Below are 15,035 nucleotides of genomic sequence, written 5' to 3'. Positions count from 1 at the left end.
ACCCCCCCCACCCACCCACCCCCCCACCCCCGCACCCCCCCCCCCCCCCCCCCCCCCCCCCCCCCCCCCCCCCCCCCCCCCCCCCCCCCCCCCCCCCCCCCCCCCCCCCCCCCGCGCCCGTCCGCCGCCGGCTCACAGCTCCGCCTCGGGCGGCAGCCGGTGGACACCCGGCAGGTGGGTGTCCAACTCGCCCGGCTCGAAGCGGCACATGCCGACCGCGTGCCAGAACTCGCCCACCACGTCGCCCTCGTACTTGTAGGCGCCGGAGGGCAGCAGCGCGGCCCAGCCGTCGGGGGCACCGAGGAGGGTGGCCCGGAGGGTGGGGAGGCCGGTCGCGGGGACGTCCCAGAGACGGACGGTGCCGTCCTCGCCGCCGCCGGCGAGCAGGGAGCCGTCGGGGCTGAAGGTGACGGCCAGGATCCGGCCGGTGTGGCCGCGGAGCCGGCCGAGGTCGCGGCCGGTGTGCGGGTCCCAGAGGCGGACGACGCGGTCGTCGCCGGCGGTGGCGAGCAGCGGGCGCCGGGGGTGGACGGCGGCGGTCCAGAGCCGGCCGACGTGGCCGCCGAGCCGGTGGCGGACGGCGCCGTCGGCCCAGATCACGGCGTCGCCGTCCCAGGAGGCGCTGGCCAGCCAGGTGTTGTCGGCCGCGAACGCGACCGCGTACACCCGGTCGTGGTGGCCTTCGAGCTGGGTCTCTATCCGGCCGGCCGCGATGTCCCAGATCCGGACCCGGCTGTCGTCGCAGCCGGTGGCGAGCCGCCGCCCGTCCGGGCTGAAGGAGATGGAGCGGACCCTGCCGCGGTGTTCCCGCAGGGTGGCGACGTGGGCGCCGGTGCTGCGGTACCAGATGCGGACGGTGTCGTCGTCGTTGGCGGTGGCGACGAGGACGCCGTCGGTGCTGAACGCCTCGGCCCAGACGTGTTCGGTCTCGACGTCCATCTCGCGCAGGTATTCGCCGGTGCGGGCGTTCCACAGGTAGAGGTCGCCGTCGTTGCTGGCGGTGGCGATCAGCGGGCCTTCGGGGCTGAACTGGGCGGACACCAGCCGGCTGCTGCGGGCGGCGAGCTCCCTGGCCCGGCGGCCGGTGGCCGGCTCCCAGAGCCGGACGACACCGTCGTTGCCGCCGGCCGCGAGGAGGGTGCCGTCGCCGTTGAAGGAGAGCGAGCCGATCCGCCGGCCGTGGCCGCGCAGCAGCAGCCGGCTGCGGCCGGAGCCGGGCTCCCAGAGCCGGACGGCGCCGTCGTTGCCGCCGGTCACCAGCAGCGGCTCCGCGTCCGGCCCGGCCGGTCCGCCGACCGCCCCGCCGACCGGACCACCGCCCGGACCAGCGACCGGCCGGTCCGCCGGCCGGAACCGGCAGACCCAGACCGAGCCCCGGTGCTCGGGCGGCTGGCGGCGCAGCGGCGCCACCTCGCGGCCGCCGCCGCCGCTGCCACCACTGCCGCTCCTGCGCACCGGGCCGACCCGCCAGACCCGGACCACGCCGTCGCTGTCGCCGGCCGCGAGCCGGGTGCCGTCGGCGTCGAACGCCACCTGGTAGACCGCCCCGGTGCAGCCCTCCAGCAGGCCGGCGGCCGTCCCGTCGAGCGGGTTCCAGAGCCGGATCCGGCCCTCGGTGTCGCCGCTGGCGAGCAGGTCGCCGTCGGGGTGGAAGGCCAGCGTGTAGACGCGGCCGCCGTGGCCTTCGAGGGTGTGGAGCAGCCGGCGCCGGCCGACGTCCCAGAGCCGGACGGTGCCGCCGCGGACGCCGTCCACACCGCCGTCGCCGGTGGCCAGGACGGTGCCGTCCGGGCTGAACCGGGCGCGGTACACCGATCCCCGGTGACCGGGGAGTTCGGCGATCAGCCGGCCGCTGCCGGTGGACCAGAGGCGGACCGCGCCGGCGCGGTCGCCGGTGACGAGCTGGGAGCCGTCGGGGCTGAACACCGCCGTGTAGACGGGTGCGGTGTGGCCGGGGAGGCTGCGCAGCAGCCGGCCGGCGGCGGTGTCCCAGAGGGTGACGGTGCCCTCGGCGTCGCCGGTGGCCAGCAGGGCACCGCCGGCCCCGAGCGAGACCGGCCAGACGCCGCCGGGGTGGACGTCGAGGCGGTGGCGGCACTCTCCCGAGACCGGGTCCCAGAGCCGGACGGTGCCGTCGGCGCTGCCGGTGGCCAGCACGTCGCCGGCGAACTTGACCGCGTAGACGCGGCCGATGTGGTCCTTGAGGGTGCGCAGCGCGACACCGGTGACGGCGTCGCAGATCAGCACGGAGCCGTCGTCGCTGCCGACGGCGAGGAGTTGGCCGTCGACGCTGAACGCGACCGGCTCGGGCAGCCGGGTGGTGCGGACGTCGAAGCCGTAGGGGACGCCGACCTCGGAGGGGCGGAACCCCGCCTCGACGGGCAGGCCGGGGGCGATGGCGGCGGCGCGGAGCTCGGGGGCGGCGAGCACCCGGGCGTCGGTGACGGCGGAGATCAGGGCGGCCCGCTGCCAGCGGCTGCCGCGCAGGCGGGCACCGCGCAGGTCGGTGCGGATGAGCCGGGCGCCGCGCAGGTCGGCGTCGCGCAGGTCGGCGCCGGTGAGGTCGGCGGCGTCGAGCCGGGCGCCGACCAGGCGGGCGCCGCGCAGTGAGGCGCCGGCGAGGTTGGCGCCGAGCAGCCGGGCGTCGGTGAGGTCGGCGCGGGCGAGGTCGACGCCGGAGAGGTCCCGGTGGGAGAGGTCCTCGCCGGCCAGGGCGGCGCCGCGCAGGTCGGTGTGGGCGGGGACGCGGAGCCGGGCCAGCACCTTGACCGCGTTGGACCGCGCGACCTCCTCGGAGCCGGCGGAGTCCGCGGCGCCGTCCAGGACGGACTGCGCCCACTCCTGGCAGACCTGGTGGTCGGCCAGGTCGCAGAGGAACTCGACCGCCAGCCGGGTGAGCGGCCGCCGGGCGAGCAGCTCCGGCTCGCCCGCGCCGAGGCCGGCCGCGGCCGCGCGGGCGACCAGCCACTCGACCACCGAACCGTGGATGAACTGGAACATGCCCTCGTCGGAGCGGACCAGCAGCGAGCCGGAGCCGACCGCGTGGGCGACCTGCGGGGTGGGCAGCCCGGTGCCCGCCAGGTCGGCCAGCACCCCGGCGATGTCGAGCAGTTCGTCGTACGGCATGGCGCCCCGGCCGCTCTCCCAGAGCCGCAGCGCGAGCAGCGTGACGGCCTCCCAGAGCTGGTCCAGCCCGAGGCCGGGCGCGGCGCCCGGCCCGCCGTGGCCGCGCTGCTCCTCGAACCGCAGCCAGGCGGTGAAGACCTCCTGGTAGAGGCCGGCGGCGCTGAGCGCCCGGCCGGCGCCGGCGACGGCCCGCAGCCGGTCGTGGTCGAGGTCGGCGACGAAGCTGAGCAGCCGGGGGTTGCGGCAGAGGGCGAGCAGGTCGGGGATGGCCTCCAGCAGCCGCATCCGGCGGTCGGCGGCGGTCTCGTCGCCGTAGCGGTTGACCAGGTAGCCGCGGATCTGGGCGGCGGTGAAGTCCTGGACGGCGAGCAGCCGCCGCTGCGGGAGCAGGCCGACCCGCTCGCCGAGCGCGGTGAGCACCTGCTCCTGGGAGCTGAAGTGCTGGGTGCGGCTGCTGACCACGATCTTGGCGTTGTCGACGGCGGCGTCGAGCAGTACCTGGAGGTGGTCGGCGGCCCGTTCGTAGCTGACCCGGTTGAGCAGTTCGTCGAAGCCGTCGAAGAGCAGGACGATGCGGCCCTGCCGGAGCATGTAGCGGAAGGCCCGCAGGTCGATGGTGTCGATGCCGTGCGCGGTCAGGTGGGCGGCCACCAGGCCGTCGAAGGAGTGCGCCTTGTCGAGCGCGCTGAGCTCGATGAACAGCGGTGTCAGGTGCGGGAGTTCGGCGGGGATGCGGCGGGCCAGCTCGCGCAGGGCGAAGGTCTTGCCGTGGCCGAAGTCGCCGAGCAGCAGCAGGAACCGGCCGTGGTCGGACTCCAGCAGCCGGAGCATCTCGTCGACCAGGCCCTCGCGTTCGGCGCCGCCGGGGCGTTCGGCGTCGCGGTAGCGCTGCGGGAGGTAGAGGCCGGGCTGGTACTGGCTGTCGGTGCTGAGCCGCTCGCTCTGGGCGGCGACGTAGCCGCTCAGGTCGAGCAGGCCCTGGAACTCGATGAAGCTGCGCAGCCGCACGCCACGCCGGCGGGCCCGGTCGCGCAGTTCGCGCGGGGGCGGCGGGCCGTCGTGGACGAGTTCGGCGTCGGGGGCGGTGCCGGCGGCGTGCACGGCGTCGACGAAGCGGTCGACGTCCTCGGCGGTGGGGGTGGAGACGCAGGCGGCGACGCGCTGTTGGCGGACGAAGCCCGATTCCGTCCAGGTGACGAAGAGCTGGGGCGGGGCGCCGGCGACGGTACGGATCTGGGCGCCCTCGTGGCGGGTCCGGCAGACCTCGGCGACCCGGGCGAGCAGGGTGTCGGCCGGGGAGGCCAGCTCCCGGGCCTCCCGTTCGGGTTCGGCGGGCGGCAGGGCGGCGGCGGCCGGCGGCGTCGGCGGGGCGGGCGGTTCGGCCGCGTCGGGCGGCGGCGGGAAGGCGCGGTGGGCCCGGCGCCAGGCGGCGGGCGTCTGCTGGAGTTCGGCGCCCGGGGCCGGCCAGCGGGTGAGGCCGTGGCGGGTGAGCCGGAGCAGCTGGTGGGTGCCGGGGCCGCCGGCGCCGACCACGCTCACCTCGCCGGTGCCGGTGGAGAGCGCGCGGACCGTCGGCCGGGAGTCGGCCGGGCCGTGCAGCAACAGGTGCAGCCGGGGCGCGGTGAGCCGGGTGAACCGGTCGAGGTCGCGCAGCGGTTCGGCGTCCTGGCCGGCCCGGGCCGACCGGGCGCCGGCGGGCCGGGCGGTGACCGGGTGGCGCAGCGCGCCGATCCGCAGCCAGCCGTCGTTCTCGTACGGGCGCAGCGCCTGGGCGAACCAGGCGGCCTGCTCGGGGCCGAGCCAGCCGTACCGGTCGTCGGCGCGGTGGCTGTACGCCATCGAGGAGTTGAGGCCGGCGACGACGGTGCCGAGCTCGGGCACGGGGAAGAGCGTCCACGGCTGGGCGCTGTCGAAGACGACGTCCAGGCCCTGGTAGAACTCCTGGAACAGCCGGGCGTAGTGGCGCCACTTGGGCCAGTACGGCGGGGCGGGCCGCAGTTCGTCGGCCTCGCAGGTGCTGAAGTAGGCGCGCGAGGCGGCCTGGCTGACGTCCTGCCCGCCGGGCACGATGGCCACCCGGTGCGGTTCCACGCCGAGCAGCGAGCGGATCCCGGTGAGGAAGGCGAGCGCCTGCTCGCACTCGCGGGGGCTGCCGGAGGCGGTCAGGTCGCCGGTGACGACGACCAGTTCGGGGGCGGGGGCGCCGGCGTCGGCCAGCTCCACGAGGTCGCCCCAGATGGCGGCCTGGAGGTCGACCGGGTCGCTGCCGCGGCCGAAGGACGGGCCCGCCAGGTGCAGCACCGACACGCCCTCGCGGCCGCCGGCCCGGTCACCGGCCGACGGGTACTCGGGCGGGGCGGAGGGCCTGCGCCGGCCGGCCCAGCCGGTCCCGCCGACCGGCCGGGGCGCTGGCACCTGCGGCTGCGCCTGCCCCGGCACGACGGGCGCCCCGACGGCGCCGCCCGGGTAGCCGGGCCGCAGGTCGGGCCGGGCCCGGCCCTCCATGGCCTGGCCGACCCGGGCGAGCAGCAGCTGCCGGGCCCGCGCGGGCTCGGCGACGCCCGCCAGGTCGATGTAGGTGAGGGTGGCGAGCAGGCCGTCCACCGGGATGTCCTCGATCCGGACGGTCAGGAGCCGGCGGTCGGGGGCGTCCGGGTCGGAGCGCAGGGCGGCCTGCCACTCCATCCGCCCGTACCGGGAGCGCTCGTAGTTGCGCGAGAGCAGGGCGATGGTGGCGGCGGACTCGGTGACGCCGCGGTCCATGAAGTCCACGAAGTTGGTCCCGGGGACGAAGTCCCAGGCCTGCAGGAAGGCGCGGTAGCCGGCCTCCTCCAGCGTCCAGGCGATCCAGGCCGCCCACCGCTCGTCCGCCGGTGAGTAGCTGATGAAGAAGTCGATCGGCCCGGGGCCACCCGGGGTTGCGTCCAAAGCCCCCATGGGGGAGAGCTTGTGACCGATCGGCCTCTGTTAAACCCCGTTCGGACCCGGTCTCGACGTGAGAACAACCGTGTGCGACCCTGGCGGGCGTGCTTGCCTACTGGCCCACCGTCAGACGTCTCCACCCCTTGGACTGGGTGGCCGCGGGGCTGCTCACCTGCGGGTTGCTCTTCCTCGCCACCGGTCTGCTGCCGGCGGCGTCGGCGAGCGCGGCGGTCTCCCGGATCGCACCGCTGCTCGCCTTTCTCGGCACGGTCATCGTGCTGGCCGAACTCACCAGCGCCGCCGAGGTGTTCGACGTCGTGGCGGCGGGCGTGGCGCGGGCCGGGCGGGGCAGCTACGCCGCGCTGTTCCTGCTCTGTGTGGCCTTCGCCGCCGTCACCACGATGACCCTCAACCTGGACACCACCGCCGTCCTGCTCACCCCGGTGATGCTGGCCCTCGCCACGCGGGTGGGCATCGCGCCGCTGCCGCTGGCGATGACCACGGTCTGGCTGGCCAACACCGCGAGCCTGCTGCTGCCGGTGTCCAACCTGACCAACCTGCTGGCCGCCGAGCGGGTCGCGCTCTCCCCCACCGGGCTGGCCCGGGTGATGTGGGCGCCACAGCTGGCCGCCCTGCTGGCGACGATGGCCTGCCTCTGGGGCTTCTACTGGCGGCGCGGCCGCCGGGGCGCCGCCGACTACACGCCGCCGCCCGCCCACCGGCCGGGCGATCGGGTGCTGTTCCGGGTCTGCGGGCTGGCCTGCGCCGGCTTCCTGCTGGCGACGCTGCTGACCGGCCTGCCGCTCTGGGTGGCCTCGGGTGCGGCCGCCCTGGTGGCGGTGGCCGCCTTCGCCGTCCGGCGGCCGGAGGCGCTGCGGGCCTCGCTGGTCCCGTGGCGGCTGCTGGTGATGGTGCCGGGGATGTTCCTGGTGGTGCAGACGGTCGACGCGCACGGGCTGCACCGGGTGCTGGACGCGGCGATCGGGACGGACGGCGGGGTGCTCGGGATGTTCCGGGCCTCGGCGGTCGGCGCGGGCCTGTCCAACCTGCTCAACAACCTGCCCGTCTACCTGGCCGGGGAGGCCGCGGTGCCGGTCGCCAACCACCAGCAGCTGCTCTCCCTGCTGATCGGCACCAACATCGGCCCGCTGATCACGCCGTGGGCCTCGCTGGCCACCCTGCTCTGGTACGAGCGGTGCCGCTCGGCAGGCCTGCGGGTGCCGCTGCGGGGCGTCGCCGGGACCAGCGCGGTGCTGGCGGTGGCCGGCGTGCTGCTGGCCACCTCGGCGCTCGCGCTCACGGCGTAGCCGGGCCGGTGAGGGTCCGGCGTGCCGCCGGGCGGCCCGGGCCGGGCGGGCCCCGCTTCAGTCCTCGTCGGGTGTCGGGTATCTGGCTACGACCCCGTCCTTCTGGGCGGGGGGATGTCAGCGATCCCCCTGGCGGCCGCCTCGGCGATCCGGGCCGTCCGGGCCGCGTCGCACTGCCGGCGCACCACTCGCCGGGCGCCCCCGTCGAGCGGCCCGAGGACGACGTCCACCGGGCCCGGCACCGAGCGGCCCAGCACCACCGTGGCGGCCGATCCACCGCCCGGCAGGACGGTCGCGTGGAACTCGCCGGCCCCCAGGGTGTACGTCTCGCCGCGTGCGCTGGTCCGCTCGCCGAGCGGCTCCCAGCGCACCAGCCGCGCGGTCGGCCGGATCTCGTCGGTGCCCGCCGCGCTGTACACCTCGTACGCGCGGTGGGTCGGCCGGTCCGGCTCGTCGTGGACCGCGACCCGCAGGTTGCCGACCCGCCCGTACAGCACGCTGCTCTTCAGCTCCCAGCTGTGGCAGTGGATCTCCCGCACACCGCGGGCCGGGCCCGGCGCGTCGGTGTCCGGGCCGAAGACGTGCACGCAGACCCCGAACTCCCCGTCGCGCAGCACCGGCAGGCAGAAGAAGCCGAGTGGGTGGGCGACGGCCCGCAGGGGTCTCGCGCCCGAGACGACCTCCGCCAGGATCCCGCCGAGCAGCCCGTCCAGCGCGGGCGAGGCGGCGCTCTGCCCGACGGCCCGGTCGAGCGTCGCGAAGAGCTCCGGGAAGGGGCCCGTGCGGGGGCCCGAGCCAGGGTCCGGGCAGGGGCCCGTGAAGGGGTCCGGGAAGGGGTCCATCGTCTCTCCCTCCGGCGGCTACCTGCGGTACGGGTTCTCCGCGTGCAGCGCCCTGTCGATGATGTCGCCGACGTCCCCGTCCGCGAAGGCCGCGGGCAGTCGGACGCCCAGCTGGTCGAAGAGCCGCCTGGCCTCGTCGACGGTCGGGTCGTCACTGAGCGGCTCGGCGTCCCGGAGGTCGAGCTTGACCGCCTGGTCCCGGTAGTGGTGCAGCTCGGTGACGTAGTAGTCGTAGAGCGGCCGCCCGCGCTCGACGTAGAGGCTGACCCGCCGCGGATCGTCCTGCGTGATGATCAGGCACGACGCGGAGAGGTCGAAGCGCAGGGTCGGGACGACCGAGGAGAGGTGGACGTCGATCTCCAGGGTGTCGAGCCGCTGCCGGTACCAGGCGGCCGCGAACACCGTGGCGTACGACTCCTTGCGGGTGCGTTCCACGCTCCACCCGCCCGGCTGGGCGCCGTCCGGCCGGCTGCCGAAGGTCTCCCGGAACCGCGAGTACGCCGCGCAGGCCCGCTCGTCGCCCGGGTGCACGATGTCGATCTTTACGGTGAGCGAGCGGCGGCGGCGCTTCGCCTCCCGGACGCACTCGGGCAGGGTGACCGCCCGCAGGTAGGTGCCGGTACCGCCCTTGAACACCCAGCGGTCGGTGTCCTGGCGTGCGAGCTCCAGCGCCCGCTCCAGCTCCACCCCGGCCAGCTCCCGCACCGAGGTCAGGCTGTCCAGCGCCTGCCGGGCGCCGGCCGTCGCCTCCCGGATGTCGCTGATCCGGCGCCGGCGCTCGGCCAGCGACCCGTAGACCACCGCCGCCAGCACCAGCAGGGTCGCGCCGGAGACGACGTTGTCGCCGAGCCCGCCACCGAACAGGTCGAGCAGCCCGACGGCCAGCGCACCGCAGAAGGCGACGACGCCGTCCGAGTTCCGCAGCGCCCACGCGATCGCGTTCTCCAGCCGCCGCCCGGGCTCCGAACCCCCGTGCGCCACCCCGCACCCCCTCGTTCGCCGACCAACATGGTAAGTCCCGCAGGCATTTGACGACCAGACAGCAGGACTTCCGGCTGCGCGGCCCTGACCGGCCGGAGCTCGGCCCGGGCCGCCGGCAGGCCCGTCAAGGAGTGATCGACGACACGGGGAGGTCCGGTCAAGGACCCCGGCCCCGACCCCCCGCCCGGGCGAGTCGCCGCCGCCGACCGGCTAGCCTGGAGGGCTCCGCCCCGGGACGCCCGGCCCGGGCGCCCGCCCCGCCGACAAGGAGCCCGCCGTCGTGTCCGACACCTTCGCGCACCTGCACGTCCACACCGAGTACTCGATGCTGGACGGGGCCGCGAAGAACGGCAAGCTGTTCGCGGAGGCCGAGCGACAGGGCATGCCGGCGATCGCGATGAGCGACCACGGCAACATGTTCGGCGCGTACGAGTTCTTCCACGCCGCCGCCAAGACCGGCGTCAAGCCGATCATCGGCATCGAGGCGTACGTCGCCCCGTCCTCGCGCTTCCACAAGAAGCAGGTGTTCTGGTCCCCCGGCGGCCAGCGGCCGGCCAGCGCGGACGGCGAGGGCGGCAAGGACGTCTCCGGCGGCGGCCGCTACACCCACATGACCATGTGGGCACAGAACGCCACCGGCCTGCGGAACCTCTTCAAGCTCTCCTCGCTCGCGTCGATGGAGGGCTACTACATGAAGCCCCGGATGGACCGCGAGCTGATCGCCGCCAACGCGGCCGGCATCATCGCCACCACCGGCTGCCCCTCCGGCGAGGTGCAGACCCGGCTGCGGCTCGGGCAGTACGAGGAGGCCGTCAAGGCGGCCGGCGCCTACCAGGACATCTTCGGCAAGGAGAACTACTTCCTGGAGCTGATGGACCACGGCCTGTCCATCGAGCAGGACGTCCGCCAGGACCTGCTGCGCCTGGCCAAGCAGCTGGACATCCCGCTGCTGGCCACCAACGACTCGCACTACGTCACCGCCGACCAGGCGGACGCCCACGACAGCCTGCTCTGCGTCGGCGTGGGCAAGAACAAGGACGACCCGAACCGGTTCAAGTTCCAGGGCACCGGCTACTACATCAAGACCGCCGAGGAGATGCGCGAGCTCTTCCGCGAGCTGCCGGAGGCCTGCGACAACACCCTGGCGATCGCCGAGCGGGTCGAGTCGTACGAGGAGGTCTTCACCTACGTCGACCGGATGCCGCAGTTCGACGTGCCCGAGGGCGAGACCCAGGCCTCGTTCCTGCGCCAGAAGATCGCCGCCGGCCTGCAGCACCGCTACGGCGACAGCCCCAGCCAGGAGGTGCTGGACCGGGTCGAGCTGGAGATGGGCGTGATCACCCCGATGGGGTTCGACGCCTACTTCCTCGTGGTCGCCGACATCTGCCAGTACGCCCGGGACAACGGCATCCCGGTCGGCCCGGGCCGAGGCTCGGCGGCCGGCTCGATGGTCTCCTACCTGACCCGGATCACCGAGCTGGACCCGCTGGAGCACGACCTGCTGTTCGAGCGGTTCCTCAACCCCGAGCGCATCAACCCCCCGGACGTCGACATCGACTTCGACGACCGCCAGCGCGACCAGATGGTGCGCTACGTCACCGACAAGTACGGCTCCGCCTACACCGCCCAGGTCAACACCTTCGGCACGATCAAGGCCAAGGCCGCCGTCAAGGACGCCAACCGCATCCTCGGCTACCCCTTCGCGATGGGCGACCGGATCACCAAGGCGATGCCGCCGGACGTCATGGGCAAGGGCGTCCCGCTGGCCGACCTCTTCAACGAGAAGCACCCCCGGTACAACGAGGGCACCGAGATCCGGGCGCTGTACAGCAACGAGCCCGACGTCAAGAAGATCATCGACACCGGCCTGGGCATCGAGGGCCTGATCCGCGGCACCGGCGTGCACGCCGCCGCCGTCATCCTCTCCTCCACCCCGCTTCTCGACCTCATCCCGCTGCACATGCGGGACAAGGACGGCGTGATCATCACCGGCTTCGACTACCCGTCGTGCGAAGCCATGGGCCTGATCAAGATGGACTTCCTGGGTCTGCGGAACCTGGGCATCATCGACCACTGCATCAAGATCGTGAAGGCCAACCGGGGCGTCGACGTCGACATCGAGAAGATCCCGATCGACGACCCCACCACCTACCAGCTGCTCGCCCGCGGCGACACCCTCGGCGTGTTCCAGCTCGACGGCGGCCCCATGCGCGCCCTGCTCAAGCTGATGAAGCCCACCGAGTTCGCCGACATCTCCGCCGTCTCCGCGCTCTACCGGCCCGGCCCGATGGGCATGAACTCGCACACCAACTACGCGCTGCGCAAGAACGCCCAGCAGGAGATCGTCCCGATCCACCCCGAGCTGGAGGCCCCGCTGAGCGAGGTCCTCGGCCCCACCTACGGCCTGATCGTCTACCAGGAGCAGGTCCAGCGTGCCGCCCAGGTACTGGCCGGCTACTCGCTCGGCCAGGCCGACCTGCTCCGCCGCGCGATGGGCAAGAAGAAGAAGGAGGTGCTGGAGAAGGAGTTCGTCCCCTTCCACGCGGGCTGCAAGGAGCGCGGCTACTCCGACGAGGCCATCCAGGCCGTCTGGGACGTCCTGGTCCCGTTCGCCGGCTACGCCTTCAACAAATCGCACTCCGCCGCGTACGGCCTGGTCTCGTACCAGACCGCCTACCTCAAGGCCAACTACCCCGCCGAGTACATGGCCGCCCTGCTCACCTCCGTCGCCGACGACAAGGACAAGATGGCCGTCTACCTGGCGGAGTGCCGCCAGATGGGCATCAAGATCCTCTCCCCCGACGTCAACGAGTCCGTGGTCGACTTCACCGCCGTCGGCAGCGACGTCCGCTTCGGCCTGAAGGCCGTGCGCAACGTCGGCGTGCCGGTCATCGAATCGCTGGTGAAGACCCGCAAGGAGAAGGGCAAGTACGCCTCGTTCGCGGACTTCCTCGACAAGGTCGAGCTGGTGGTCTGCAACAAGCGCACCGTCGACTCCCTGGTCAAGGCCGGCGCCTTCGACTCCCTCGGGCACACCCGCCTCTCGCTCAGCACCGTGCACGAGAGCGCGATCGACGCCGTCACCGGGCTGAAGAAGCAGCAGGCGATCGGCCAGGACGACCTCTTCGGCGCACTGGACGCGGACGAGGGCGCCGGCCCGGGCATCGGCCTGGACTTCCAGCTCACCGACCGCGAGTGGCCGCGCCGCCAACTGCTCAGCCTCGAACGCGAGATGCTCGGCCTCTACGTCTCCAGCCACCCGCTCGACGGCGCCGAGCACATCCTCTCCAAGAACCGCGACACCTCCATCGCCGAACTCCTCGGCTCCGGCCGCACCGAGGGCGAGGTCCGCCTCGCCGGCCTGATCACCGCCGTCGACCGCCGGATCAACAAGGCCGGCAACGCCTGGGCGATCATCACCCTCGCCGACCGCGACGGCTCGGTCGAGGTGCTGTTCTTCCCCGCCACCTACAACCTGATGGCCGAGCAGATGGTCGAGGACAACGTCATCTCGGTCCGCGGGCGCCTCAACGAGCGGGACGGCTCGCTGAGCATCTTCGGCCAGGAGATCACCACCCTGGACGTCTCCTCCGCCGAGCTCGGCACCAAGCCGCCGGTCCAGATCACCATGCCGCTCGGCCGGATCACCGCCGAGACGGTCGCCGAACTCAAGCTCGCCCTCCGGGCCCACCCCGGCGACGTCCCGGTCCGCCTGCTGACCACCAACTGGGACAAGGACACCCTCTACGAGCTGGGCTTCCAGGTGAACCCCGACAACGGGCTCGCCTCGGACATCAAGACGCTGCTCGGCACGCACGCCTGGGCGGGGACGGTGTAGCGGGCGCCGGTCGGTTCGCCGGCGTACGGAGCCCGGCCGGCCCGGCAGGGGCGGAGTACGGTGGGGACAGCGGGACAGCCCGGGCTGCCGCGACGGACGGGTCGGCCCTGTGCCGGCGGACCGGACCCGCGCCCGCGGATGGGTGGTGAGCCATGTCCGTCTACGTGAAGCTCTCGACCGAGGCCCGGTCGCCGGATGAACCGTCGAAGGGGCCGTTGGACATGCAGTACCAGGACACGGCCGACGGCTACACGTACGAGTACGACCTGCACCCGAGCGGGGCACTGCGGATCCTGCGCGTCTTCGAGGACACCCCGCACGCGGTCGAGGCGTACTTCAGCCCCTCGGCGTGGCTCCAGGTCGCCGGCACCTACCTGCGGAGCGGCTCCGAGTACTGACGGCGTGCCGACGAGGACCGCGGGCGGCGTTCACGGGTCGCCGTCCGCCGCTGCGGCCCTTACGGTCTGTCCTGGGGCCGGCTCGTCGCCACAGGAGGCCTGGATGCCGCACTACCGATGGGTCCTGGAGACACAGGACGACAACGGACACTGGACCCGGCAGGACGACACCCTCATGCCGAACCCCCTGGCGTACGACGGACCGCCCCAGCGGGCGGCGAACCACCTGCGGGACGTGTTCGTGCGCACACTCTCCCGGCCCGCGCCCGGCCCCCGGGCGGTCAGGCTCCGCCTCTGGGAAGGGGCGGAGGCCGTCGGCGAGCCCCAGGCCGAGACCGAGTGGTCACGCGAATGACGCACGCGGCCCCCGCGTAGCCGGGGCAGCCCGAATCTGACATGGTCACGACCCCTTCGGATCCGCCCCGGCCGGTCCTGGACGAAGCCCCCGCCCCCCCCCCCCGGCACGCGGCCGGCCGGCGCGGGAGCTCGACCGGTCAGTGCGGGAGCTCGACCGACAGGTGCGGGGCCAGCGACCGGAGGAAGTCCGCCGCGTCGAACATCGCACCGGCCGAGGCCAGGCCGGTGGTGCGCGTCTGCCCGGCCAGGACCCGCCGGGCGGCCTCCACCACCAGGGGTGCGGTGATCGCGTAGATGTCCTGGCCACGGGCCGAGGCGCGGCGCTCGACGCCGCCCGAGCGGACGACGACGTCGACCACGAACGTCTGGTCCGAGCGCCCCAGGGCGTCGACCGCCTCCGGCGCCGGGGTGTCCTCCCCGGCCAGGTCACGCGCGGCCTCGACCGTCATGTGGGTGCGGACCTCGGACACGGCCAGGTGGCTGGGCACGGTGACGACATCGGCCATGGTGAACTCCGCGATCACCGCACGCCGGCCCAGCGGCTCCGGGAAGTGCCAGTCCTGCTCCCACGGCTGGTCGTCGTGGTACTGCAGCGCACCGTCCGCGAACCGCACCCGGCGGCCCGCGCGCCGCTCGTGGGACACCTGGCCGGCCTCCCGGGTGCCCGGCGTGGGGTGCCAGCTGCTCAGCCCGTACGCGACGTGCACCGCGTCCGCCGTGGTCCACTCGCCCATCGCCGCGGTCACCAGCAGGTCGCCCAGCCCGCCGTAGAAGGCCATCGCCGGCACCACGGGTGTCTCCGCGTTCCGGGCCGCTTCCGCGTGGTCGGCGAACATCGCGGCATTCGCCTCGATCTCCGCCGCGACGTCGAGGTACGGGATCCCCGCGCGCAGGGCAGCCTCGACGACCGGGCCTCCCGTCACCGCGAACGGCCCGGCGCAGTTGATGACGGCCGCAGCGCCGGCCAGGGCCCGGTCCAACGCGCCCGGGTCGTCCACGGCGGCCGGCCGTACGGTCACGTCCGCCCACTCGGCCGCCAGCGCCTCCAGCCGGGCCGCGTCACGGCCGGAGGCGACGACGGCGAAGCCACGCCGCCGGAGTTCGGCGACGACGAACCGGCCGGTGTGCCCCGTCGCCCCGTAAACCACCACTGCAGCCGTCGTACTCATCGTGCCCCCGCTTCTCGCTGTTCCGATGGGTCCAGTCTGGCCGCGGCGGGGACCGGAGTGTGATGGTCCGGAAGGACAGCACCCGTACACTTTCG

General features: G+C 74.1%; 8 protein-coding genes. 4 read left to right on the top strand and 4 right to left on the bottom strand.

Features of this window, described 5'->3' with window-relative positions; genetic code table 11:
* Nucleotides 1-132 precede the first annotated feature (132 nt).
* Complete coding sequence (locus ACZ6NC_RS06820) at nucleotides 133-6,063, bottom strand: WD40 domain-containing protein (protein WP_465729678.1); 5,931 nt, start codon at nucleotides 6,061-6,063, stop codon at nucleotides 133-135.
* 89 nt (nucleotides 6,064-6,152) lie between these two features.
* On the opposite strand from ACZ6NC_RS06820, the gene ACZ6NC_RS06815 reads away from it, so the two are divergent.
* The gene (locus tag ACZ6NC_RS06815) at nucleotides 6,153-7,355 is read left to right on the top strand and encodes an ArsB/NhaD family transporter (RefSeq protein WP_465729676.1); all 1,203 of its coding nucleotides are present in this window, start codon (nucleotides 6,153-6,155) and stop codon (nucleotides 7,353-7,355) included.
* Nucleotides 7,356-7,441: 86 nt separating this feature from the next.
* On the opposite strand, the gene ACZ6NC_RS06810 is transcribed toward ACZ6NC_RS06815, so the two are convergent.
* Both ACZ6NC_RS06810 and ACZ6NC_RS06805 read right to left on the bottom strand, forming a co-directional pair.
* Nucleotides 7,442-8,197 (bottom strand): hypothetical protein, encoded by a 756-nt coding sequence (locus ACZ6NC_RS06810; RefSeq protein WP_465729674.1) that lies wholly within the window; start codon nucleotides 8,195-8,197, stop codon nucleotides 7,442-7,444.
* A gap of 18 nt (nucleotides 8,198-8,215) precedes the next feature.
* Nucleotides 8,216-9,178 carry a hypothetical protein gene (locus ACZ6NC_RS06805; protein ID WP_465729672.1) on the bottom strand — a complete coding sequence of 321 codons (963 nt, stop codon included), beginning with the start codon at nucleotides 9,176-9,178 and terminating at the stop codon, nucleotides 8,216-8,218.
* A gap of 280 nt (nucleotides 9,179-9,458) precedes the next feature.
* Here ACZ6NC_RS06805 and dnaE point away from each other — a divergent pair, with 280 nt between their 5' ends.
* From dnaE to ACZ6NC_RS06790, 3 genes are all read left to right on the top strand, one after another.
* Nucleotides 9,459-13,016, top strand: a complete 3,558-nt coding sequence (gene dnaE / locus ACZ6NC_RS06800) for a DNA polymerase III subunit alpha (protein WP_465729670.1) — start codon at nucleotides 9,459-9,461, stop codon at nucleotides 13,014-13,016.
* A 152-nt stretch (nucleotides 13,017-13,168) separates the two neighbouring features.
* A complete protein-coding gene (locus tag ACZ6NC_RS06795; RefSeq protein ID WP_465729669.1) occupies nucleotides 13,169-13,414 on the top strand; it encodes a hypothetical protein in 246 nt (81 codons plus the stop codon).
* A gap of 103 nt (nucleotides 13,415-13,517) precedes the next feature.
* Nucleotides 13,518-13,769, top strand: a complete 252-nt coding sequence (locus ACZ6NC_RS06790) for a hypothetical protein (RefSeq protein WP_465729667.1) — start codon at nucleotides 13,518-13,520, stop codon at nucleotides 13,767-13,769.
* Nucleotides 13,770-13,908: 139 nt separating this feature from the next.
* On the opposite strand, the gene ACZ6NC_RS06785 is transcribed toward ACZ6NC_RS06790, so the two are convergent.
* Nucleotides 13,909-14,940 carry a saccharopine dehydrogenase NADP-binding domain-containing protein gene (locus tag ACZ6NC_RS06785; protein ID WP_465729665.1) on the bottom strand — a complete coding sequence of 344 codons (1,032 nt, stop codon included), beginning with the start codon at nucleotides 14,938-14,940 and terminating at the stop codon, nucleotides 13,909-13,911.
* Nucleotides 14,941-15,035 lie beyond the last annotated feature (95 nt).

It is taken from the genome of Kitasatospora sp. NPDC041988 (assembly GCF_055588525.1).
The sequence above is the reverse complement of the archived record's forward strand: the minus strand, read 5'-3'. Positions and strand labels throughout refer to the sequence as shown.